Here is a 24,745-nt window from a genome sequence, read left to right as displayed (position 1 = left end):
CCTTTATTTTTTTATTTCTCATTCAATGAATGCAAACGACCTTTTTAATTTTCATCAGAGAACATGACTAGCATTTTTTATATTACCTTTTCTTGCCTACCGCTTTAACATGATTTCACCCCATTTCTATTTACCTAGCGGCAACGCCCATTGAGAGCGGTTTTAGGTGACACTATGAGGTTGATACTCGCATGACTCAACGGATACTTTTATAACTTTATATAAAACAAAAATTCCACATAATAGAAGGTAGCAACTGCCAATAATAAGTATATTAGCTTATAAGCTAATCCGGAATTTAATTAAAATGGCATATTTAATTAATGCCGCTTCATATCAGCCATCTTTATAGTTGTACCTCCTATAATGTATTTAATCGTTGGGGTTCGCTCAAAATAGTTTATTCATAAATAATCAATCAATTGATTAAAGTTTATATTTAAAAATACTTATAAAAAAATCCCCGTTTAATGAAAAACGAGGATTTTTCCTATTTATTGCGACTGACTAAAACGTTAGTGAAGTTTTAATTTCGGACGAATAATGCGGTTAATACTTCCGACTAACATCATTAACCCTGTTTTCACATAGCCATGAAGCGCAATTTGGTGCATTCGATACAATGAGATATACACAAAACGTGCAATACGCCCTTCCACCATCATATCCCCACGCATCAAGTTACCCATTAAGCTACCCACGGTACTAAAACGCGATAAAGAGACTAAAGAGCCATGGTCTTTATAGATATAATCTTTTAGTGGCTTATCTTTTATCATCGCCAAAATATTATCATAACAGCGGCTCGCCATTTGGTGTGCAGATTGCGCTCTAGGTGGCACAAAACCACCGTCAGGCTTAGCGCATGAGGCACAGTCACCAATCGCAAAAATGGTATCATCGCGGGTTGTCTGTAATGTCGACTTAACGACCAACTGATTGATACGATTCGTTTCTAACCCCGCAATCTCTTTCATAAAATCAGGTGCCTTGATACCGGCTGCCCATACCATTAAGTCAGCACGAATTTTCTCACCCTCTTTTGTATTCAAGCCATCGTCATCAGCGCTGGTCACCATCGTTTTAGTTAGCACTTTTACGCCTAACTTATTTAACTCTTGATGTGCTGCCGCAGAAATACGTGGTGGTAATGCAGGCAGAATACGTTCACCGGCTTCGACTAATGTCACATTTAACGCGTCAGTATCTAATCCTTTAAATCCATAACTGGTTAGCTGCTCTACCGCGTTATACAACTCAGCCGACAACTCAACACCTGTAGCTCCAGCTCCAACAATCGCAATATTCACTTTCTCTTCTGCATTGTCGCGAACAGAATAACGTAAAAATAGATTAAGCATTTCATCGTGGAATCGATGGGCTTGTTGCGGATTATCTAAGAAAATACAATGCTCTTTAACACCCGGCGTACCAAAATCATTTGAAGTACTACCTAGTGCCATGACTAAAATGTCATAATCAATTTCACGCTCAGGAACCAATAACTCCGCGTTTTTATCCCGTAATTCACCCAAAATGATCTTTTTATTGTCACGATCGATTTGTGTCAAAGAGCCTAATTGGAAGTTAAATGCGTTGTGGCGAGCATGGGCAAGATAGCTCAAGGCATCCACACCATCATCTAAAGAGCCTGTTGCTACTTCATGTAACAGAGGTTTCCATAAATGACTTGGATTACGATCCACTAAAGTGATTTCTGCACGTTTTTTACGCCCTAATTTACGACCTAGTCGTGTTGCTAGCTCTAAGCCGCCAGCACCACCACCGACAATCACAATTTTTGGTTGAGAAAAGGCCATATTTCCCTCATTACAAAATAAATTAATGTTATTTAAGCCTTATTCGAAATAAAAAACTTAAATAACATTAATCACCACTTATAAGACCAAAAGTTTGTTGAGGATAACATGCTTGGTCATTTGGTCATACCAAATATTGATGTATATCAAATTAATTGATTAATATGACAGCGATCACAAAAAAGTGTGATTCGTTAGCAAAATGAAACGAGTCAGCTTGCATAGATTGATATTAATCAATATTTGAGCCAATTTCCAATCTATTTGATAATGAGAATCAGTTATTATTGGTAGTCAATATATGTGCACTTAAGGGGGCCATGACAGCTTATTGTTCACTAAGGGCTTACAAAAAAAGCGGGATAGTGTAAATTTTGTAGAGAAAACAACCCATATTAGAGATCATCATTTGGCTATTTTTGGCTAGCTTCTCTGATAAATCTCTCGGTTTTTATCATTTCGGCGGTAAACGACATCGTTCTTGTTGAAAGGCATAATTAATGAAATTTATTTTATATCAAATCATTACTAGCATTGTATCGAGCATTATTTGTATCTATCATCTTGTTACACTCTATCTTGTCTTTTCCTCTTTGCCTTTTGAGCTGTCCAGTGGTTATTTTTTAATAACTAAAATAACGATAATATTTCTTTCATTATACGTGATCGTTATTAATGAAGTGGCGAGACGGAACAAACGCTGGGAGTTTTGTGTTAATTTATTTAAATATAAAAAACAAAATAATATTCAACGAATTGATTTATTTATTCTTTTTTCATTTTCACTTGTCATCACCTACATCGTTACTCTACTGTTTAGTTTGCTACTCATCTTACTCATTCGCCTAAATCCAACCTTCTTGGAAAACCTCAATATTTGGATGTTACATATGACGATCACCGTCATTAAATATGCAACTTTATTGCTATGTTTAATCCCTTTATATAAAGCATTTATCGCCTATAAAAAGCAAAAAAACGATAAGTGAGACATTGTAGCGAAGAGATATCACTTTACCTCTTCGCACTTAAAAGCACGCTATGTCATCCCCATTAACTTTTTATACTGCTTGATCACTTAAATAAATCAATAACACAACTAAATTAAGTGACACTTTCTATTTACCAACGATTAATATTTCCCCAATCCGCTATAAATACCACTAACAAAACGGCTTTCATGATAACTTTTCAAACTTAAAATTCTCCTAAAGTGATAACTGCAACGCTTGATTCAGAATATTTACCTTTAGTTAGGCCATATAATAAAACTTAATAATAACTAAGCATTCTGATATAAGTGAAAAAAATGTCTGAGAACACAAGCAATCCTATTGATTTACTTATCAATAACCCGCAACCCTATGCGCCAGAAAGTATTGATGATGCGTTATTTTCAGCCGCAATGAAACAAGCTGATACCTGGCATTTAAACCGTAATGTTAATTATGCAAAGTTATGGGAAACAGAAGCCAACCCTCTGATCCCTATTAATTTGTTTAAAACCATGGATTTGGCGACAAATACCCAGCTTGATGGTATATGGTTAAATAGTTCAGGTACTGGGCAACATGGGAAAACACGCGTTTTCTTTGACAATCTCAGTTTAAAACGTATTGAAACGGCTATGGTGCAAATTTTTTTGCATAATCATTTGATTTCAACCACACCTTCTCGCTTTTTAATGTTATCTCCTGATCCCGCCACAGGTGAGCATGCAGGTTATGCCACTGCCTTTTTAAAGTTCACCCAATGTGCCCCAATACAAGAGCTTGTTTTTACTGTGTCAGAGCAAGGTCAATTTGATAGTGAGTTAGCGTGGTCTACACTCAAACGCTGGGCTAATGATCCTGCCCCTATCTATATTTTAGGCTTAACACTGTTTTTTGAATTTTTATGCCTAAAACGCCCTGAACCATTTACCTTGAAATCACCGATAAAAGGCTTAACCGGCGGTGGTTGGAAAGGGATGACAAAACAACTTGAACGCCCTGAGATTATTCAAGGTTTGCAACACGTTTTACAAGCGCCTAGCGTCGATATTCGCGATATTTATGGTATGACTGAACATCCTCTTCACTACATTAGTTGTCCTGAAGGTCATTTTCATCTCCCTGCTTATTCACGTTTTTCAATCATGGCTGAAGATGGGAGCCATGCACCAGAAAATAAAAATGGACTCATTGTACTTGAAAGCCCTCTGTTTGCCTCAATACCTTCACATCGCTTATTAACGCAAGATCTGGGCTGTTGGGGCAATAATTGTGCTTGTGGTCAACCGCTACCCTTCCTGCGCTATCTAGGACGAGCATCTACCCCAGAGGGCACCTGTGCGGCACAAGTAAAATGAAAAACTCACTACAAACGCGTGTAAATAAAATCAAACTGTGCCTAACAACTTTGCGTGAAGCTAATTGGTCGTTTTCGGAAGATGAAAATACGCAACAATTTTGTTTATCGCGTTTGGAGCGTCTGACTGAAAATCAGTTATTGGAACAAAAGATCCATCGTGAATTAGGTGGAAAATATTGGCATGCACCGAAGCGTTTGCTGATTATTGTTTCTGAAAAAGATCCATTAGGTACACTAGAAGCGCTATGTGCCGCTTACCTTATTGGCAGTAAAATTCGCCTGAAAGCCCGCATATCAATCAATTATTTGCAACAGGTTAAACGCATTCTGTCACTTGATGATGAGGAGTGTGAAATCATTGATTGGCAAAGTCATTTACAAAATGATCAGCAGATACTCTCTGGCGTCGATACGGTCTTACTCGCAGGGGGCGAGGCATTAATCCAACACTATCGCCAAATCACACCGCCACATATCAAATTGGTCGAACTAGGGCCAAAAATCAGTGGCATGGCAATCATTGGCAAGCAACTTCCTGCAATTGAATTGATTTTGTACGATATCGCCCTTTTTCACCAACAAGTCTGTAGCTCACCTCGATTCATTTTGTTGGATAACCCCTTAGCGGCAGAAGCGCTTTATCATCAACTGATAACCACACTTGATCACCTTCCCATTTTGTCTGACAACCTACGTTTACAAGGCATATCGCAATTTCGCGAGCATCGGTTCACTTATTCGCTATCCGCTCCCGATAAGCCGAGTGTTTACAGTGAAAAAACAGGCTGGGGAGTCACTTATCAAACAGAGTTTGCCCCTCAAGCATGGTTAACTCAGGGCTTTCAACTCGTCGTTGCTCCTATCGAAGATAGCCTAAAACAAGCGCAAACACTTTGGCCTGGGCGCCTACAGACCCTTGGTTATTTTGGCGATTTAGATTCTTTGTCATTACAACAATACAGTTTTACCCGTTATTGCCCAATTGGTCGCATGCACCAGCGCCCTATTCATGCGCCGCATGATGGCTTTTTCATGCTATCTGCCCTCGTTAACTTTATCAGTAAGGAAGAAAATGGCGATAAATAACCGCAACCTATTAATTACTGGTGGAACTGGGTTTATTGGCTCTCATTTGCTGCATAAGCTTGCTGAACAAGGTCATAATTTAACTGTATTATCTCGAAATCCACAAAATCGTGTGATTCCCTATCGCCCCAAATTACCTGAAAAGGTGAACGTGGTGATTGGTGATATTTTGCAACCTCAAAGCTTAAAACAAGCATTGGCAGGGCAAGATGCCGTGATCCACCTTGCTGCGGATTACCGTGTCGGTTTAGCGCCAACCCGCCAAGCACGGCAGCATATGTATCAAACTAATGTCATCGGCACCTCAAACCTGTTAGCAGCAGCTCAAGATGCTGATATTTCAAAAATCGTTTATATGAGCTCAACCGCTGCTTTAGGCGAAACCCAAGGCGCATTACTTGATGAATCTCACCGGCACAATGGCATCTTTCGTAGTTATTACGAAGAAACAAAACATATTGCACACGAATTGGTTGTAAAACAGCAATGCCAAGGCGCTCCTATCAATATTGCCATCAGCGGTGGGGTATTTGGTTTAGGTGATAACAGCGTATTAGCCCAGACCGTAAACGCCTTTTTACTTGGAAAAATCCCTTTTCATATCGCAACGACAAGCACATTTCAACTTTGTCATGTGTCACATGTTTGTGATGGACTCATCACACTACTATCACCGGAAATTGTTCGCCAAAACTATATCTTGGCTGGCGAGACTTTCTCTATGCCCGAACTTTTTCAGATGCTAAGCCATTTTTGTGGCAGACCTTCTTTACCTGCCAAAAAGGCTTCTTCACTGAAAATACCTGCTTGGTTAATGGATAAACTCGCCAGCCTTGGGCTGACAATGCCGTTATCTTGCGAAGCGCTTCATATAATGGATGGCAGCTCCTACACTTATTCTTCCTATAAGGCCCAACAACAATTAGGTTGGAGTGCAGGCTATCCAAAAGAAGAGTTTATCGAATACGTATCACACCTCGCGACTCAATTGTCATCTGCTAAAAAGGATGTAGCATGAAAACCAAACATCTCTCATGCCAATGGGGGCACGTCACTCTATCCCTCGAATCAGCACAATTACTTTCCGTTAAAGGGAATAGCGATAATGCAGTTTTTTTTGGTCAAGGTTATGGCACCGCTAAACTACGTTTATGGCAACTCGATTTATCCCGCCGTGTCGCCAGTGGTCGCTTATCTGAAATTATGGGAAATGGGGCCTTACGTACCGATGTTTTTCAGCGACGATTAGGATTAGTGGAGCTGGCTGAGCGTGCGACAAACATTGATTGTGCCGCACCAACTCACTCTTGGCAGGCTATGCAATATCAACATATTCAAGCTTATACTGCCGGTATCAACCAAGCACTTAGTGAAATGAAAGTCTTACCCATCGAGTGCTTATTACTGCACTATCGTCCTGAAATTTTTTCAATCTCAGACAGTTATTTATTAGGACAACTGAAATATTTTATTAATTCCGCGTGGCAATATGAACTATTCCACACGCGCATAGCAAATCGATTGACGCCAAAACAGCATCAACAGTTATTGGCAACCTTTAGCCATGAAGGCCATCAAATTCCCCCACTACCACTAAATGAAAATGGGGATTGGCACCAAGAAGTGGTTAAGGCACTCAAAGATGGATTAAAAGGATTGCAGTATTTAGGGCTAGCTTCACCCGATACGGGCTCGAATGTCATTGCCATCAGTGGGTCATTAACCCAATCAGGAAAACCGCTATTGGCTACCGACCCTCATATGGGGCATGTGAATCCTAATTTTAATCTACTTTGCCGCCTTGAAAGTGATGAAGGACTCAATGTCGTCGGCTCTCATTTTCCAGGCTCTCCTGGCATTATCGTCGGTCGTAATAACCATGCTGCATGGGGAATGGTTGGTATCATGGCGGATAACCAAGACTTATTTTGGGGTAAGCTCGACCTTGAAAATGAGCAGGTTGAAACGGCATCAGGGAATCTGCCTTTAACTAAAAATATCCATGAAATCAAACTGAAAAATGGTAAATCACACAGTTTCACAACTTATAGCTTTGCTCAAGGGCGGTTAGTGTCAGAAAAAAATGGCTACGGTATGTTTTTACGTTGGCCTGCACTAGATGACCCAAGTGGTGACATTACCTTTTATCAGCTCGCCAAATGCCAAGATTGGCCTTCATTTAGAGATGCCCTTAAGCATGTAAAAAACTCACCAATGATGGTTGGCTATGCTGATATTCATGGGGATATTGGTCTGCAAACCATGGGATATATTCCAAAGCGTCATCAACAAATCGGTAGCTTGGTACTAAACCTAACAGAGCCACAGCACCAGTGGTTGGGTTATGTGCCTTTTGATGAATTACCTTGCGAACATAATCCTGAACGAGGCTATACTCTTTATGCCAATCAATATAGTGAGTCACTGTTTACGGGAAAAGTGGCTTTATCTAATCGCTGGCATCCCCCTAGCCGTTCACGGCGTATCGAGGCGTTGATCCAACACACCGACCAACACACCACCGAAACATTGACCGCTATTCAGGATGATAAAACAGATTATTTTGCCCAGCAGGCAAAACATTTTTTATTACCTTTCGTCCCTGAAGACAAGATGTTATCGCAGTGGGATGGTAACACAGAGAATATCCAAGCTTCGCGCTTACTTGATGTATGGTTCCAACATTTAACCGATAAATTACTTGGCAAAGTACTCAAACGAGGTTCCAGAACGCTATATACCGATTTTTGGCCAAGTTGCCGCTGGAGCATTCTCAATATCCTGCAACACCATATTGAGGATTGGCAGCATGAAGCCGATGCTTTGCCTGATCTTATCCGTGAATGTTATGCCACTGCGTTAGTCGCTAGCCAAAAAATGGCCCACCCCCAAGTTGAGTTTCAACACAGCATCAAAAAACCAATATGGCTCAATAAGCTGTTAACAGGTCGTTTTCCTTATCAAGGCGGTAATCGCGAAACAGTCCATGCCACACGACAAAATGCCGATTTTCTGACGCAATCCCAAGCGGGTAAAAATAAGTCTATTAAGACTAAACCCTATACCTTTGGTCCTGGATTCAAACTAATCTCAAATTTAGCAAATCGAGGGGAATGTGTGTATTTAATCAATACACCGGCAAAAGGCTCCCCATTTTTTTGGCAACTAAGGAAAACACTTAACGATTGGCAAGCAGGTAAAAGAAAAACGACAAGACTGGCAAATAAGCAAAATAATAATGAGTGAGGATTTAGATCAATGGCAATCTTGAAGCAATGGCAGCAAACTAGTCATCCTGCTCGCCTTTGGCACCCGATTTCTAATTCACGTATTCAATGTGAATTATGCCCTCGAGCCTGTAAAATTAACCTAGGTCGAGTCGGGACTTGTAAAGTCCGTCGCAATGAAAATGGTCGCCTAGTGACGCTTAACTACGGCAAATCCGTTCCTATGACACAAGAGTCCATTGAAACCGAAGCCGTTTATCATTACGCTCCCGGTGAACGCATTCTTTCTTTAGGCAATATTGGTTGTATGCTGCGTTGTGACTTTTGCCAAAACTGGACAACGAGTCAAGCCCGCTATGTTCAAGACAGCCATGTGGCATATTATCGCCCTGAAGATGTGGTGAATTATGCCTTAAAACACAATATTCGTGTTCTTTCTTGGACTTATAACGATCCGGTTGTTTGGCACGAGTTTGTCATGGATACCGCGAAACTGGCACGTGAAAAAGGCTTAAAAAATCTCTATAAAAGCGCATTTTATATCAGTGAAAAAGGGATTGATGAATTACTCACCGTCATGGATATTTTTAGTATTTCATTAAAATCAATGCAGGATAGCTTTTATCGCAAACACACCGGTGGTCGCCTTCAACCTATCCTTGATGGGATCAAACAAGTTTATGATGCTCGAAAATCAGGTAATTACCCACATTTAGAAATCTCCAATCTGTGTGTGACAGGCCGCAATGACACATTAGAAGAGGCTAAAAAAGTCTCTGATTGGATGCTAACCCATCTTGATGCTGAAATCCCGCTACACTATGTACGTTTTCATCCCGACTACCAATATACCCATGTCGAGCGCACCGCTATCCCACTCCTTGAACAAGCACGTTTGCAAGCGCTCAATGATGGAATGCGTTATGTTTATGTCGGTAATGTATTCGATACGCAAAGCGCCAATACCTACTGCCCTGAATGCCAAACACTGTTAGTAAAACGTAGTGGACTCATTGCAGAACCTTATATGGATAAAGGCTATTGCCCTCGTTGTCATTTCCATCCTCCAATTATTTTACCATGGGAAGATGCGAACACCGATAAAACAGTCTTGAGCATACCAGATGGGTTACATTGTATTACCCACATGTTCCGCGGCCCAGTTCAAGCCTGCCATATTGAGCAACAGCATGAATCGGATATTTATTACCAATTTGTCTCAAAAGACGGCACTCCTGTTAGCGATATCAATATGAATAACTGCGGTCGTTTTATGCTTTCTAAAAGTAACCCTAACGCGGAAGGTATTCGCCTCTATCATCATTTAAATGAACCTTGCCAACTATTTGAAGTTTATGACCGTGCCCATTTTCCTGTCACGGAAGCAGAGAAAACCCACCTTGGTAGTGAAAATGTGCCGGTAACTTTTATACCATTAAAGGGGCGCTAATATGCCGTTAAATCGTGGATGGTCATATCTACGCGCACAATCCATCGCCACGCAGCTACGTCGTGCCAAACTCAATGATAAAAGCCCTAATTTACCCATTATTTATCTACCGGGTATTTTAGGCAGTAAACTGTTTGATAGATCCAAACAAGCATTTATCTGGGGGGATTATCGTGGCGTTTTCACGAAAAGCGATTATGAGTATCAGGCTCCTTCTCCCGATACCCCTTGTAATATCTTAGCCACAGAGCAACTGCATGAATTCACGATTGTTCCTAAGCTCATCACAACATTGGTCACACAGGAGCTGAAAGATGTTTTGCACGTTGGTTTAGGTTATCGAGAAGGCCAAGACCTCTTCTTTTTAGCCCATGATTGGCGAGCGGATCACCGAGAGCTTGTTACAATATTAGATGCCGAGATTAAGCGCATAAAGACCCTTTTTGGTGACAAACAAAAATGTATTATCATTGCGCAATCGGCATCTAATTTGGCTGTACGCTACTGGTTGCGTCAAACCAGTGAAGAGAATCGGCAGCTTATTGCCAAATGGTATGCTTTCGGCCCGCCATGGGAAGGAACGTTTCATGCGTGGTCAATGATGGAAACTGGCTATTACGCCGGTAGTCGCTATTTTTATGGCTTTTCTCCCGATGATATTGCCGGATACCCGAGTGCTTACCAGTTACTTCCTGCTAATCCAACCGTTATCGATCATCATGGCAAAGCCATTGAACCGTTTGATATCTATGATGCCGACTGCTGGCAGCGGTTACGTATCGGCCCATACAAAACCTCCATCGTTTCAGAGCAATGCCAACGTGTACGCGATAATCTAGCAAGTTACTTACACAGTGCGAAAACATTTAACCATGCAGTTTCTGGTGTATGCCCTCATGAGCAGTCTGTTCCACAGGTTTGGTATCTGAGTGATAACAATACCGCTTTAACCGCTGCAATCTGGGCGCGTGATCGCTGGTATCTGAAAGCCAAAGAGATAAAACGAGATTTTGCCCATTTAGCTGATAAGACGTTAGCTAAAGGCGATGACCATTTACCACTTGCAGGCTTACTTAAACATCGTTGTGGGCCTATTGTCCGTGATAATTATCAACAGCCTTGGGGGGAAAGTTTTGTCTTTATCAGCCAAGCATCTACTCACCGTGCATTGATTAATCATACGCCGAATTTACGCAGTCTTGCTTTTGATATTGCCACCACAAGGCGATTACATAGAGATAAAGCGGCATAGCCTTGCCCCTGTGGCTCCTCCCCCAATTGAACGTTCCCATAAAATTGACCGTGAATTAAGCGGTCTTCAAGCACTGAGTTCTGTATTCAACAGGGCTTAGTCCTTTTCATTTAACCTTGCATCTTTCATAGTGATAATCATGGATACCTTCATTCACGACTCCCCTGTTTAACAATCGAGTTAAACTTTTTGCCGCAAAAACGTTCAAGCTTAAGTAATTTAAAACTGACGTTTTAAGGACTGTTTTACCATAGAAAAAGCCCCTTCAAGTGAGACTAAAAGCATCCAACTTTTGGGGGCTGTTCAGTTTACGGCTTTTTTACTAACGGCCGGTAATAATTAACGCTGTTCTTGCCATTTACGATGCAGTTCTACCAGTTTATTGTGGCTCTCTTGCCAGCGTTGTGCGCCTTGTAAGTCTTTCAAGCTATATTGTCGACCACTATGGAACAGTGATGAAGCTAGGCTCCCTTGCTGCTTTGGTAGGTTATCTAATACACTCACCGCACCATCACGGTTGTTGCAAACCAACACCATATCACAACCGGCTGACAACGAAGCGGCTGCACGCTCTGGATAGCTTCCCATGATAGCCGCCCCTTCCATCGACAAATCATCAGAGAAGATCACACCATTGAAGCCCAACTGCTCACGTAAAATCGATTTGAGCCAGAATGGTGAGCCACTTGCAGGGCGGTCGTCTGCTTGTGTATAAATGACATGTGCAGGCATCACGGCATCAAGCAAATCGCGCTGAATAAAGTCTCTGAAGATTGACATATCTTTTTTACGAATAGTTTCAAGGTCGCGGTCATCACGAGGGGTTTCTTTATGAGAATCCGCTTTCACTGCCCCATGCCCAGGAAAATGCTTCCCTGTCGTTTTCATCCCCGCACTACGCATACCTTTAATAAACCGTTCCGCCATGATCATGGCAATTTCAGGATCTTCATGGAAGGAGCGCTCGCCAATCGCAATACTTTGATGCCCAAGATCTAGCACCGGCGCGAAACTAATATCGATATCCATAGCAATCATTTCAGATGCCATTAACCAACCAGCTTCCTCCGCTAATTTTGCCCCTTCAGATTGGCTATTAAGTGCTGCAAATGCTTGAGCGGAAGGTAATGCCGTAAAGCCATCACGAAAACGTTGCACTCGCCCGCCTTCCTGATCAACCGCTATCAATAAGCGATGACGGGATGCATCACGAATTTGGCGAACTAACTCCCTTAATTGTGCTGCATCATGAAAATTACGGGTAAATAAAATTAACCCGCCCACCAGCGGATGTGCCAGTATTTCACGCTCTTCACTGTCCAGCTCATAGCCCTGAACGTCTAGCATTATCGGACCCATACATGCCTCACTATTTAAAACGGTTTTACGATTTTTGCTCGCACTTGCGTTATACGAATTTAATTAACTAGGCAAACTAAAGTATTGCCTTAATGACCTTGAGTGTAACAAAAAATCATTATTTTGACTTTGGTTCCATTGCACTTCATACCACATTAACATCATATATTTGACCCATGGCGTCCATAGCCGGCATTGGTGAGCCAAGCGTTCAACATCGCCATAAGCATGGTATTTATTGCAATACTCTGATAAGAAAAAATCACGTTGTGTGGTATTCAATTGGTTCGCTTGAAAATAGGTTTCCAATGACAATCCAATATCGGTATTTGCCGCATACTCCCAATCCAATAAAGCCAGTTGACCACTCTCAGTACAGACAATATTGCCTTTATGAATATCCATATGGGCGGGGGCTAACTTTAGAACCCTTGGCATAGGTGCGGATAAAAAATGTTGGTGCCATCGATGCCACCGAGGCCCTTGGCGTTTTGGATCAACTAAATACCCGTAATGGGCAATTTCTTGCCTAAGCTGTAGACGATAAGTGAGTAAGGGTTGAGTATGTAATTTAGCAATTGTTGCCGCTAATAAAGATTGAAATGTTGGTGTTAAAAATTGAGTATCACTGGGTTGCTGACCATCACACCATGATAGTAATAACCAATCTGAATTTCTTGCTAACACTTTGGGCGCTTGGCCAAAGTGTTGTAATTGATGTAATACCCGCGCCTCTTTGCGTCTATTCACGAATAGAGCCGTTTGCGCCTGACTTTGAGCACGCGCAATCAGATTGAGAGTATGTGACCGTAAGTGATAGGTTCCCCCTGAAAGCCCTGCTAATGGGGTTACTTCCCACGTTTTAACGTTAATATTTGGGAAGCAACCTGCCAGCAGTGCCAATAATGCACTGTCATTGCTCAATATCGTTTTTTCCTGACCAAAGGATCTCACCGCTTTGCACTGCCATCAGCTGCATTTCGATATCGCGTTGGTCGTTAGAGCCTGAAATCACGCTATACAATACATAATCAGCTTGTACGTAACGCCCTAAGCCAATCGCTTTACTGCGTGTAACAAGGCTATCGTCTTGCGATAAACCTAACGTTCTACGCGCTGCATTGACCACATCTTGTGGTACGACTTTAAAGCGATGACTGTCATCAACCGCTTTTACGATGGCTGAGGTCACATTTTGTACAGAAAATGAACCTGTCGTATTGTTTTTAACTGAATCCACCAACAGAACTTTGCCGCTCTCAACACCATTTGCCCCTGTCATCTGTCCGACTAAAGGCGAGACAGCAGCAGACCAATCTGTGGTTTTTTGCTTAGGTGGTGTAGGCACCTTATCGATTGGTGGTGGAATTGTAGGCTCAGTGGGTTCAGTTGGCTCTACAGGGACAACTGGCGGAGGCGTTTTAGGCCTATCCTGCTGAAAAGAAGGACATCCTGCCAGCATCATCGCTGCCGCTGCAACGAACAAGATCCGTTTCATTATTTGTCTCCAAGCATTTGCGGTAAAAATACATAAACACGTACATTACGCGCGAGTGATGATGTACTTTCAGCATTAACACTAATCACTGAATTTGCAGGTATCATCTGCTGCAAATCATGGGTTGTTGCGATTTTCAATCCTTTATCGTCGTACCAATAGAGACGGTACATGACAGTCATCGGATTTGGCTGGCTATTGCTCATATTGATCTTAGCCACCGTCGCATAGTTCTCAACGCTGACTACAGGTTGCTCTACAATGATACCTTGCGCAAGAACCGCAGGCTCCATAATCACTCGTTGTTGATCATTGAATACTAACCCATCACGCTTACCCCATGAGCAAGCGCTCAGCGCAAATACCACAGCACTGAGTGTTAATATACGTATCAATGTTCCCCAAATCTTTTTCACATCATTACCTTATTTTGCCAGCAATGGTCCAAGAGGACGACCGCCAACAAGGTGCATATGAATATGAAACACTTCCTGCCCGGAGTGTTCATTACAGTTCATGATCAAACGGTAACCGCTTTCAGCAATCCCTTCTTGTTTGGCAATTTTTGCTGCAACGGTAAATAAGCGCCCCAATGCCAGTTCATCTTCCGCAGTCACATCATTCACTGTTGGGATGAGTTTATTGGGAATAATCAGGATATGTGAGGGAGTTTGTGGCGAAATATCACGAAATGCGGTAACCAGTTCATCCTGATAAACGATATCTGCCGGGATTTCACGTCGAATGATCTTACTGAAAATAGTTTCTTCTGCCATTGCGAATTCCTTTAATATTGACTAATTATTACGCTTTATTCTCGCCGACATTCAAATGAAATAGGCGGTTAAAGTTTTCAGTGGTAATACGTGCCATTTCTTCAGGGCTAACCCCTTTTAATACTGCCATATACTCTGCCACATCCCGAACATAAGCAGGTTGGTTCTCCTTCCCACGATGTGGCACGGGGGCTAAATAAGGTGAATCCGTTTCTACTAAGATCCTATCTAATGGAACAACCCTTGCGGCTTCACGAATTTGCTCTGCATTGCGGAAGGTAACTATCCCTGAAAAAGAGATATACATACCAAGATCTAACAATTCCATGGCTGTCTGTTTATCTTCCGTAAAGCAGTGCAAAACACCGCCACAATCCATCACTTGTTCTTCACGTAAAATAGTCAGTGTATCTTCTCGCGCATCGCGCGTGTGAACTATCACAGGTTTATTAACCTGACGACCAATACGAATATGTTGACGGAAAGACGCTTGCTGAAGTGCTGCATTTTCTTTCTGATAATAATAGTCTAGCCCTGTTTCCCCTAACGCGACCACTTCTTCACCAGCAGCTAATTGCGCTAAGCGTTCAAAATCATACCCTTCATCCAAATTAAGTGGATGAATACCGCAAGAAAATGCCACATTAGCACGCTTGCCAATCATGGTTTTCATGTTATCAAAACCATGTAACGTTGTGGCAACCGCTAACATAAATCCGACATCGCGTTGCGACGCCTTTGCGATCACATCATCGACGCTTGTATGTAATTTTTCATAATCAAGGCAATCGAGATGGCAGTGTGAATCAACTACAAACATATTTCACTCTTTTTTATGGTGTTGGGGTAACAATTAATGCTTCCCATTGTAATAATTGATTTGTCAAAAGTAACTCTTGATTCAGTGCGGGCACTGTCATCAATTGGTGGCGGCAATTTTGCCAAGCCTCATAAACTTCAAACAATTGTGTATTTGTCATTCGTGATGCAAGTACGCTCACAAGTGGCAATTGGTCTTGATTTAAACAAAATTGGGCTGCATGTTGTTGCAGTTTCATGCTATCGGCTAATAGTCCGAGCAGCCACCCCATCGACTCAATCGCCTTATCATGATGAATCGCAGGTAATAACGACAACATATCATTATGTTGTATCCCATGAGCGAGTTTCTGGCATAGCACACTACGCTGTTGCCAATGCTCAGGTTGCAACAATGACATCGCCGCGACTGGGGCCCCTTGGCACAACTTTAACGCGGTCAATGCGTCGTTATAGTTGACGCCAACGATTTGCTTTTGCAACCAATACCACGCAATTTGCGATTCAGGTGGTGATAAAAAGGTATATAAGCAACGGCTTCGTAGCGTCGCTAATAGATTTTCACGTTTCTCGCAACCTAATAAAAAATAGGTCTGCTTTGTTGGCTCTTCCAAGGTTTTTAAGAGCGCGTTGGCCGCTGCATCGGTCAATGCTTCTGTTCGAGGAATATAGGCGACTTTAGCCCCATTTTGCTGTGCATGACTACTTAAGGTCTCTGTCAGTTTCCTTACCGCTTCCACGCTAACCGTTGTTTTGCCCTTCTCTGGCTCTAAAACATGGTAATCAGGGTGCGTCCCTGCCAACATCAATTGGCAGCTATGGCATTGCCCACAGCTTTTTAGCCCGTCTGTATTTTGGCAAATTAACCAGCGACTAATACCATAGCATAATGCTTCCACTCCGTTACCCGGTAGTGAATGCAATAACAATGCGTGGTGCCCACGACCTTGCTGGTAGGAGGTAATTAGTTGACGATAAGTTTCATTCAACCAAGGGTACCAATTCATTGTATCACCTTATTTTGCCAACCATTGCTCCAAAGCTTGGCGAATATCATGTTGAACTTGTTCAATATTCTGGCTTGCATCAATCGTTAAAATAGTCTCATCGGAGGCCGCTAACTCACGATAACGTGCACGAGTGCGTTCAAAAAATGCCAGAGACTCTTGCTCAATTCGGTCTAGCTCACCACGAGCGCGTGCACGCTGTAACCCTAATGCTGGAGGTAGGTCCAAATACAGTGTTAACGCTGGTTTAAATTCCCCCAAAACCAGATCACGCAATGACTGCATAAGTTGGCGATCAATACCACGTCCGCCCCCTTGATAGGCCTGTGAAGATAAATCATGCCTATCACCAACAACCCATTTACCCGCCGCTAAGGCTGGCTTAATGACGTTTTCAACCAGTTGGACACGTGCGGCATACAGCATCAAAAGCTCGGCTTTATCAGTGACTTTTTCCCCGCTGATCCCCTGTTTAATGAGTTCACGTAGCTTTTCTGCTAATGGGGTTCCCCCTGGCTCTCGGGTAAACGCAATGTCTTGGATCCCTGCCTGATTTAATGTTTCAACAACGGTTTTAATCGCAGTGGTTTTACCTGCCCCTTCTAACCCTTCAATAACGATATAGGCGTTTTTCATCTTACTTATCATTCTGTTTTTCAATTTTTCGATACACTTTGACGGCTCGATTATGGTCATTAAGGCTACTACTGAATGTGTGCCCACCTGTACCATCTGCAACAAAGTATAAATAGTTCGTTTTCGCAGGGTGTGCCGCGGCTTTAATTGATGCAAGACTTGGCATTGCTATCGGCGTTGGCGGTAACCCATCAATGCGATAGGTGTTATATGGTGTATAGTTGTCTAAGTCGCTACGATAAATTTTCCCGCGATACTTATCGCCTAAACCATAGATAACTGTAGGGTCTGTTTGTAACCGCATATTTTTCTGCAAACGATTCACAAATACCGACGCCACTTGGTTTCTTTCACTGTCGATACCCGTCTCTTTTTCGATGATTGAAGCCATGATTAGCATCTCATACGCGTTTTTGTAAGGTAGATCTTTATCTCTCCCTTGCCAAACTTCATCGACATTTTTTTTCATTTGTTGGTGAGCGCGTTTTAATATATCAATATCACGCGTTCCCGCCGTATACAGATAGGTATCCGGATATAGCCAGCCTTCAAGGGTGGTCGTTCCATCAAAACCAATTAGCGCGTATAACTCTTCTTGTGTTTTCCCTTCCGCTTCATGTTTTAAGTAAGGCGCATCACGTAAGATATTTGTCCAATCAGAAAGTCGGTTACCTTCGACAAAACGAATGGAAAACTGTGCCTCTTTGCCACTGGAAATTAATGCTAACATCTGCGCGATATCCATATTTGGCTGGAGGCGGTAAGTCCCAGCCTTCATTTTAGCTAACTCTGGGCGCAATTTTAGTAACCATTGAAATTTGTTACTTTGATTAATCACTTTTTCGTCTACCAGCAATGCTTCAAGCGCAACGCGGCCTGTTCCAGCAGGAACCGTAAAAACTTTCTCTTGTGTTAGATTTAGCGGCTCTTTTGCATAGTTCAAAACCTGTTGATACATCACATAGGCACTTACGCCTATTACCAACAGAATAACGACAATTGCGATAGAGATTTTTTTAGCGAGTTTCATTCATTAACCATTCAGTGACTAAAGTTGGCAACGTAAAAACAAATATTCAAACAGTTCCCTTGATGAATATTGCCATTGAGGTTTATTGTTACCCAAGGTGATCGTAGCAACCGGCAGTATTGGCATCAACGTATTACAAATAAACACTTCATCACAGTTCCCCAATACATCGGGAAAACGTTCAACCTCCCGAAGATGGTACTGACTAGCAGCTAAAAGCGCTATGATCTTTTGTCTCATTAATCCATTTACGCCAGAAAATGCTAAATTTGGCGTAAATACCGTATCGCCTTTGCGCCAAAAAATATTGGCACTGCAACATTCAATTAAAATACCATCAGAATCAACAACTAAAGCCTCATCAACCTGAGCTTCATCAATTTCTTGGCGTATTAACACCTGCTCAAGGCGATTAAGGTGTTTGATCCCTGCTAAATAGGGATTTTTACTCGTTGGAATACGGCTTAATATCAGTTGGATACCTGATTTCTGCAACGCTTGGTAATGTTGTGGAAAAGGCGCGATAGACATTATTACCGTTGGCTGATTAAACCCTAAAGTGCTATAGCCTCTGCCCCCCGTGCCTCGGCTAATAATCACTTTAACAACGAATTCATCATCATTATGCTGTTGGCAAATCGCGTGGATCTGCTTCTCTAACATTTGCCAATCTGGTTGGGGTAATTTAAGGCGAGAACTATCCTGCATGAGACGCCTAATATGCATATCAAGCATTTTTGGTTGATGATTAAACACATGGATCGTGGTGAAGCAGCCATCACCAAATTGCACAGCCCGATCAGTCACGTCAATATGACGGCACTCAACTCCATTAACCCAGTATAGCATTGATAATTCTTATAATAATGGCTGATAAATCAGTCAGTAACAGGATATTAACTATCATAAACTAAACTGACATAGACTGCAAAACGACACTAAAAATAAAGCCCCAGTATTGTGAACACTGAGGCTTTTACCCTTTACAACGTAAAATAATACGTCTGGGTTACTCTTCGTGATAGCGACGGAAAATTAATGAACCGTTTGTACCACCAAAACCAAATGAGTTGCACAGAGCATATTCCATATTTTCTACTTTTCTTGCTTTGCCTGGAACAAAATCCAGTTTGCAAGCTTCATCTGGGTTTTCCAGATTGATCGTAGGCGGAACGATTTGCTCTGTCAGTGAAAGGATCGTAAAGATAGACTCAATAGCACCAGCGGCACCTAATAGATGACCTGTCATCGATTTTGTTGAGCTAACTAATACGTCGGTTCCTTCACCAAAGACCGAAATAACCGCTTGCGCTTCCGCTAAGTCACCTGCTGGTGTTGAAGTACCGTGAGCATTGATATAGCCCACTGCGTTAGCTTCAATACCTGCATCATGCAGAGCATTTGCCATCGCCAGAGCAGCACCTTCACCATTTTCAGGCGGTGATGTCATATGATAAGCATCACTGCTCATGCCGAAACCAGCAACTTCAGCATAAATTTTTGCGCCGCGAGCTTTAGCATGTTCATATTCTTCAAGTACGATAATACCCGCACCGTCACCCAGTACAAAGCCATCACGGTCTTTATCCCATGGGCGGCTAGCCGCTTGCGGATCATCATTACGCGTAGAAAGAGCCCGCGCTGCGCCAAAACCTGCAACACCCAATGGCGTTGTCGCTTTTTCAGCGCCACCAGCAATCATTACATCAGCATCACCATAAGCAATCATACGTGCGGCATGACCGATATTGTGAACACCTGAAGTACAGGCTGTGGCAATCGAAATACTTGGGCCACGGAAACCGTAAATAATGCTTAAATGACCTGCGACCATATTAATGATCGTAGAAGGAACGAAGAATGGGCTAACTTTACGAGGACCGCCATTTTGTAATGCTTCACAGTTCTCTTGAATTAGGCCTAGACCACCAATACCAGAACCAATCGCTAACCCTATACGAGTAGCATTGGCTTCTGTTACTTCCAGCCCGGAATCTTTGATAGCTTGATTACCAGCAGCAATTCCATACTGAATGAAAGGGTCCATCTTCCGTGCATCTTTGCGGGAGATACCATAATCTTCGTAATTGAAATCTTTAACTACGCCAGCAAATTTAGTTGCGTGGTTGGTAGTATCAAAATGTTCGATAAGGCTGATACCACTCTGTCCGTCACAAACAGCTTTCCATGATGATTCAACTGTGTTGCCGACAGGAGATAACATGCCCAGTCCGGTTACGACTACACGACGCTTAGACACGTAAATCCTCCAAGGAGGGAAAAAAAGTTATCAAAGAAACATAGGCGGTCGAGTGACCGCCTAGACAAGTTTTAAAACAATTAGTTAGATGCGTTCTCGACGTAATCAATCGCAGCCTGCACTGTTGTGATCTTTTCAGCTTCTTCGTCAGGGATTTCGATATCGAACTCTTCTTCCAGAGCCATAACCAGCTCAACTGTGTCAAGAGAATCAGCGCCCAAGTCATCAACAAACGAAGCTGTTGTTACAACTTCTTCCTCTTTAACACCTAGTTGCTCAACGATGATTTTCTTAACGCGTTCTTCGATAGTGCTCATACTATTAAAATTCCTATCAAAACTCGCTTTCGCGATGGTTTTCGTAGTTTATAAAATACAGGAAAAGATACAACCCAATCCCGGCTGTTGAAACCTAAATTTTGCATTATTTTGCGCTAATTAACACTAATAATGCAAATGGTTCCATCATTTCTTTAGATCATGTACATGCCGCCATTGACATGTAATGTTTCACCTGTGATGTAACCAGCTTCATCAGAAGCTAAAAACGCTACAGCACTGGCAATTTCTTGTGCATCACCAAGCCTGTCGGCAGGAACTTGAGATAAAATGCCTGCACGCTGCTCATCTGTCAATGCCTTGGTCATATCAGTTTCAATAAAACCAGGTGCAACGACATTAACGGTAATGCCACGGGAAGCGACTTCGCGTGCTAATGATTTGCTAAAACCAATTAGCCCAGCTTTCGCTGCTGCATAGTTCGCTTGACCCGCATTTCCCATCACACCTACAACAGATGCGATTGAAATAATACGTCCACAACGTTTTTTCATCATGGCGCGTAATACGGCTTTTGATAAACGGTAAACGGATGAGAGGTTAGTGTCAATAATATCTTGCCACTCATCATCTTTCATACGCATCAAAAGGTTATCACGTGTGATACCTGCATTGTTGACCAGTATATCAATTTCGCCAAATTGTTGACGAATATTATTCAAGGTTTCGTCAATTGATGCAGGGTCTGTCACATTAAGAGCAAAACCTTTGCCTTTTCCATCTAAATAAGCAGAAATCGCTTCTGCTCCTTTTTCGCTGGTTGCTGTACCAATAACCGTCGCACCACGCGCAGCAAGCGTTAAAGCGATCGCTTTCCCGATACCGCGGCTAGCGCCTGTTACAAGTGCAATTTTTCCTTCAAAGCTCATATCGTCCTCAGAGGTTTTCTAATGCAGTGCCTAATGATACAGGATCATTGACTGCAACGGCAGTTAAATTAGAGACAATACGCTTGGTAAGACCAGTTAATACTTTACCCGGCCCCACTTCAACAAGATGCTCAATACCTTGATTTGCCATGAATTCTACCGTCTCAGTCCAACGAACTGGATTATACAATTGACGAACCAAAGCATCACGAATATTTTCCGCTGATTGCTCAATTTTCACATCAACGTTGTTAATAACTGGGAAATTTGGTTGATTAAACGTTATTTCTTGTAACGCAACTGCTAATTTTTCAGCCGCTGGTTTCATTAACGCACAGTGTGACGGTACACTAACCGATAATGGTAATGCACGTTTTGCGCCCGCCTCTTTACATGCTGCACCAGCGCGCTCAACCGCCGCTTTTTCACCTGCAATCACCACTTGACCTGGTGAGTTAAAATTCACAGGAGAGACGACTTGGCCTTGAGCGGCATCTTGACAAGCTTTCTCGATTGATTCGTTATCTAAACCGATGATCGCATACATCGCGCCTGTTCCTTCTGGAACGGCTTCTTGCATCAATTTACCACGCAACTCAACCAGTTTAATTGCCGCTTTAAAATCAAGAACACCCGCGCACACTAAAGCTGAATATTCACCTAGGCTATGCCCTGCCATCATCGTAGGCATCGCGCCTTTTTTTTCTTGCCAAACACGGAAGATAGCGACAGATGCAGCTAACAGCGCTGGCTGGGTTTGCCATGTTTTGTTCAATTCTTCTTCTGGCCCGTTCTGAACAAGAGCCCAAAGGTCATAACCTAATGCTTCAGACGCCTCAGCGAATGTTTGTTCTACTAACGGACTTTCCGCCGCTAATGTAGACAACATACCAAGAGACTGAGATCCCTGACCGGGAAAAACCATAGCAAATTGTGTCATGTCTATTTTCTCAGTAAATTAAAAACGAACAAGTGCAGAGCCCCAAGTAAAGCCGCCGCCAAATGCTTCTAAGAGCACTAACTGACCACGTTGGATTCGACCATCACGTACCGCTTCATCAAAGGCGGTCGGCACGGATGCAGCCGAGGTGTTACCATGTTTATCTAACGTAACCACCACCTTATCCATGGCCATATCAAGTTTTTTCGCTGTTGCGGAGATGATACGCAAATTTGCTTGATGAGGAACTAACCAATCGAGTTCTTCTTTTGCGATACCGCTTTCAGCCAATGTTTCATCAACAATGTGCGCTAATTCACGCACAGCCACTTTAAAGACTTCATTGCCTGTCATGGTTAAGTAGGCTTGATCTTCTGAGCCTCGCTCACGATTCGGCAGCGCTAACAACTCGCCATAACGCCCATCGGCATGCAGATGTGTTGATATAATACCCGGCTCTTGCGATGCGCCGAGCACCATCGCGCCTGCCGCATCACCAAACAGAATAATAGTACCGCGATCATTTGGGTCTAACGTTTTTGACAGTGCATCTGCACCAATCACTAATGCTTTTTTTGCCATTCCCGTTTTAATAAACTGGTCCACGATGCTTATCGCATACGTAAAACCTGCACACGCTGCGGCAACATCAAATGCAGCACAATCATTAATGCCTAACATTTGTTGAATTTGGCACGCTGCGCTTGGAAACGCGTGTGTTGAAGAGGTCGTTGCGACAACAATTAGCCCAATCTCACTGCTATCGACTTGCGCCATTTCAAGGGCCTTTTGTGCGGCATGAAACCCCATTGTGGCAACACTTTCATCTTCACCAGCAATTCTTCTTTCATGAATACCTGTGCGAGTTACAATCCACTCATCAGAAGTATCAACCATTTTTTCCAGGTCAGCATTTGTTCTAATTTGTGTGGGTAAATAGCTGCCTGTGCCTAATATTTTACTATACATAGGTTATTGATCACTCCTGGGTAATACGATATTCAACCGAGCTGCTATTCTGTCCGGAACTTGTCTATCTACCGATTGAACAGCCCGTTCAATCGCAGCTTTAAATGCACTTTCGTTTGCAGCGCCATGACTTTTTATGACAATTCCCTTTAATCCTAACAGAGTTGCACCATTATACTGGTCGGGGTTCAACTCCCCGAAACGCTTCATCAGCCGTTTTTTAAGCCACTTTTTGGCCAATTGAATCAACCAACTAGGTTTTTTATTCTTTTTGCTTTCATCTGTTGATTTCAACAAGGAAAGTATGACGCGGATCACCCCTTCCATTGTTTTTAGCGTGACGTTACCTGCGAAGCCGTCACACACTAATACATCCGTTTTGCCAGTCAGCAACTCATTGCCTTCGACATAACCGATGTAATTTATTGCCGCGGTTTCTTTAAGAATTGCGGCGGCTTCGCGGATATTATCAAGCCCTTTACTCTCTTCTTCACCAATATTTAGTAGTGCCACTTTTGGTGAAGCAATTTTGGCCACCTCTTCAGCGACGACAGATCCCATCACAGCAAATTGCACTAGCATATCACTACTACAATTGACGTTAGCGCCTAAGTCTAGCACCACGGTTTGACCTTTTTGTTGATTAGGCAAAATGGTCATCAAAGCAGGCCGTTCGATGCCATCAATTGATTTAAGCATCAACTTAGCTAGCCCCATCAAAGCACCCGTATTACCTGCACTCACGCACGCCTGTGCCTGCCCAGTCTTCACTAACTCAAGCGCCACTCGCATGGATGTTCCTTTGCTTTGACGTATTGCCGTTGATGGTTTGGCATCATTAGCGATAACATTTTCAGCAGGAATAATTTCGACACGCGAAGTCAGCTCAACACTCTGTTGTGCGAGCAGTGGTTGAATGGCGTCAGGTTGACCGACTAGCAGTAATTTGAGTGCTGGATTAGATGCCAGAGCCTGCAATGCAGCAGGCACTGTGACGCGGGGACCAACATCCCCGCCCATAGCATCTAACGCAATGGTTAGATTAGCCAAAGTATCA

General features: G+C 42.6%; 23 protein-coding genes. 6 read left to right on the top strand and 17 right to left on the bottom strand.

Annotated features, from left to right (window positions below):
• Nucleotides 1-515 precede the first annotated feature (515 nt).
• Entirely contained in the window at nt 516-1,820 is a 1,305-nt protein-coding gene (locus PSF11_RS05195) for an NAD(P)/FAD-dependent oxidoreductase (protein ID WP_004920811.1), read from the bottom strand.
• Nucleotides 1,821-3,129: 1,309 nt separating this feature from the next.
• Between PSF11_RS05195 and PSF11_RS05190 the strand changes: the two genes are divergently transcribed.
• From PSF11_RS05190 to PSF11_RS05165, 6 genes are read left to right on the top strand one after another with little or no spacing between them, the layout of a single operon-like run.
• Nucleotides 3,130-4,170, top strand: a complete 1,041-nt coding sequence (locus PSF11_RS05190) for a LuxE/PaaK family acyltransferase (RefSeq protein WP_004920813.1) — start codon at nt 3,130-3,132, stop codon at nt 4,168-4,170.
• On the top strand, nt 4,167-5,258 hold the full coding sequence (locus tag PSF11_RS05185) for an acyl-CoA reductase (protein ID WP_014656165.1): 1,092 nt from the start codon (nt 4,167-4,169) through the stop codon (nt 5,256-5,258). The genes PSF11_RS05190 and PSF11_RS05185 overlap by 4 nt, the downstream gene beginning before the upstream one ends.
• Nucleotides 5,245-6,276 (top strand): NAD-dependent epimerase/dehydratase family protein, encoded by a 1,032-nt coding sequence (locus tag PSF11_RS05180; RefSeq protein WP_014656166.1) that lies wholly within the window; start codon nt 5,245-5,247, stop codon nt 6,274-6,276. Before PSF11_RS05185 ends, PSF11_RS05180 begins: the two co-directional genes overlap by 14 nt.
• Nucleotides 6,273-8,504, top strand: a complete 2,232-nt coding sequence (locus PSF11_RS05175; RefSeq protein WP_060561089.1) for a penicillin acylase family protein — start codon at nt 6,273-6,275, stop codon at nt 8,502-8,504. The genes PSF11_RS05180 and PSF11_RS05175 overlap by 4 nt, the downstream gene beginning before the upstream one ends.
• Nucleotides 8,505-8,516: 12 nt before the next feature.
• Nucleotides 8,517-9,935 (top strand): AmmeMemoRadiSam system radical SAM enzyme, encoded by a 1,419-nt coding sequence (gene amrS / locus PSF11_RS05170; RefSeq protein WP_014656168.1) that lies wholly within the window; start codon nt 8,517-8,519, stop codon nt 9,933-9,935.
• Between the two features lies 1 nt (nt 9,936).
• On the top strand, nt 9,937-11,187 hold the full coding sequence (locus tag PSF11_RS05165) for a lipase/acyltransferase domain-containing protein (protein ID WP_040133245.1): 1,251 nt from the start codon (nt 9,937-9,939) through the stop codon (nt 11,185-11,187).
• A 339-nt stretch (nt 11,188-11,526) separates the two neighbouring features.
• Here the strand turns inward: PSF11_RS05165 and nagZ are convergent, their stop codons facing one another.
• The 16 genes from nagZ to plsX all read right to left on the bottom strand — a co-directional run bounded on the left by nagZ (nt 11,527) and on the right by plsX (nt 24,738).
• Nucleotides 11,527-12,546 carry a beta-N-acetylhexosaminidase gene (gene nagZ, locus PSF11_RS05160; protein ID WP_004920819.1) on the bottom strand — a complete coding sequence of 340 codons (1,020 nt, stop codon included), beginning with the start codon at nt 12,544-12,546 and terminating at the stop codon, nt 11,527-11,529.
• A 63-nt stretch (nt 12,547-12,609) separates the two neighbouring features.
• Nucleotides 12,610-13,470 (bottom strand): phosphotransferase, encoded by an 861-nt coding sequence (locus tag PSF11_RS05155; protein ID WP_004920820.1) that lies wholly within the window; start codon nt 13,468-13,470, stop codon nt 12,610-12,612.
• Entirely contained in the window at nt 13,460-14,044 is a 585-nt protein-coding gene (lpoB, locus tag PSF11_RS05150; protein WP_036940784.1) for a penicillin-binding protein activator LpoB, read from the bottom strand. Before lpoB ends, PSF11_RS05155 begins: the two co-directional genes overlap by 11 nt.
• The gene (locus tag PSF11_RS05145; RefSeq protein ID WP_014656171.1) at nt 14,044-14,460 is read right to left on the bottom strand and encodes a YcfL family protein; all 417 of its coding nucleotides are present in this window, start codon (nt 14,458-14,460) and stop codon (nt 14,044-14,046) included. The genes lpoB and PSF11_RS05145 overlap by 1 nt, the downstream gene beginning before the upstream one ends.
• Nucleotides 14,461-14,469: 9 nt before the next feature.
• Nucleotides 14,470-14,820: a purine nucleoside phosphoramidase gene (gene hinT / locus PSF11_RS05140; protein WP_004920823.1), complete on the bottom strand. Its 351-nt coding sequence runs from the start codon at nt 14,818-14,820 to the stop codon at nt 14,470-14,472.
• A 28-nt stretch (nt 14,821-14,848) separates the two neighbouring features.
• On the bottom strand, nt 14,849-15,640 hold the full coding sequence (locus PSF11_RS05135) for a metal-dependent hydrolase (RefSeq protein WP_014656172.1): 792 nt from the start codon (nt 15,638-15,640) through the stop codon (nt 14,849-14,851).
• A gap of 13 nt (nt 15,641-15,653) precedes the next feature.
• On the bottom strand, nt 15,654-16,646 hold the full coding sequence (gene holB / locus PSF11_RS05130; RefSeq protein ID WP_014656173.1) for a DNA polymerase III subunit delta': 993 nt from the start codon (nt 16,644-16,646) through the stop codon (nt 15,654-15,656).
• Nucleotides 16,647-16,655: 9 nt separating this feature from the next.
• Nucleotides 16,656-17,282, bottom strand: a complete 627-nt coding sequence (gene tmk / locus PSF11_RS05125) for a dTMP kinase (protein ID WP_072502363.1) — start codon at nt 17,280-17,282, stop codon at nt 16,656-16,658.
• A gap of 1 nt (nt 17,283) precedes the next feature.
• Nucleotides 17,284-18,312: an endolytic transglycosylase MltG gene (gene mltG, locus PSF11_RS05120; protein ID WP_004920827.1), complete on the bottom strand. Its 1,029-nt coding sequence runs from the start codon at nt 18,310-18,312 to the stop codon at nt 17,284-17,286.
• 18 nt (nt 18,313-18,330) lie between these two features.
• Entirely contained in the window at nt 18,331-19,161 is an 831-nt protein-coding gene (pabC, locus tag PSF11_RS05115) for an aminodeoxychorismate lyase (RefSeq protein ID WP_014656176.1), read from the bottom strand.
• Between the two features lie 160 nt (nt 19,162-19,321).
• Nucleotides 19,322-20,572 carry a beta-ketoacyl-ACP synthase II gene (fabF, locus tag PSF11_RS05110; protein ID WP_014656177.1) on the bottom strand — a complete coding sequence of 417 codons (1,251 nt, stop codon included), beginning with the start codon at nt 20,570-20,572 and terminating at the stop codon, nt 19,322-19,324.
• Nucleotides 20,573-20,652: 80 nt separating this feature from the next.
• Nucleotides 20,653-20,889 (bottom strand): acyl carrier protein, encoded by a 237-nt coding sequence (gene acpP, locus PSF11_RS05105; protein WP_004920830.1) that lies wholly within the window; start codon nt 20,887-20,889, stop codon nt 20,653-20,655.
• A gap of 155 nt (nt 20,890-21,044) precedes the next feature.
• Nucleotides 21,045-21,779, bottom strand: a complete 735-nt coding sequence (gene fabG, locus PSF11_RS05100; protein WP_004920831.1) for a 3-oxoacyl-ACP reductase FabG — start codon at nt 21,777-21,779, stop codon at nt 21,045-21,047.
• Between the two features lie 7 nt (nt 21,780-21,786).
• Nucleotides 21,787-22,719, bottom strand: coding sequence for an ACP S-malonyltransferase (fabD, locus tag PSF11_RS05095; protein WP_072502364.1), 933 nt, complete (start codon nt 22,717-22,719; stop codon nt 21,787-21,789).
• A gap of 18 nt (nt 22,720-22,737) precedes the next feature.
• Nucleotides 22,738-23,688, bottom strand: coding sequence for a beta-ketoacyl-ACP synthase III (locus PSF11_RS05090; RefSeq protein ID WP_004920833.1), 951 nt, complete (start codon nt 23,686-23,688; stop codon nt 22,738-22,740).
• A 3-nt stretch (nt 23,689-23,691) separates the two neighbouring features.
• Nucleotides 23,692-24,738, bottom strand: a complete 1,047-nt coding sequence (gene plsX, locus PSF11_RS05085; RefSeq protein WP_014656180.1) for a phosphate acyltransferase PlsX — start codon at nt 24,736-24,738, stop codon at nt 23,692-23,694.
• Between the last annotated feature and the right edge of the window lie 7 nt (nt 24,739-24,745).

This window comes from Providencia sp. PROV119 (assembly GCF_028482435.1).
Taxonomy (GTDB): Bacteria; Pseudomonadota; Gammaproteobacteria; order Enterobacterales; family Enterobacteriaceae; genus Providencia; species Providencia stuartii.
The sequence above is the reverse complement of the archived record's forward strand: the minus strand, read 5'-3'. Positions and strand labels throughout refer to the sequence as shown.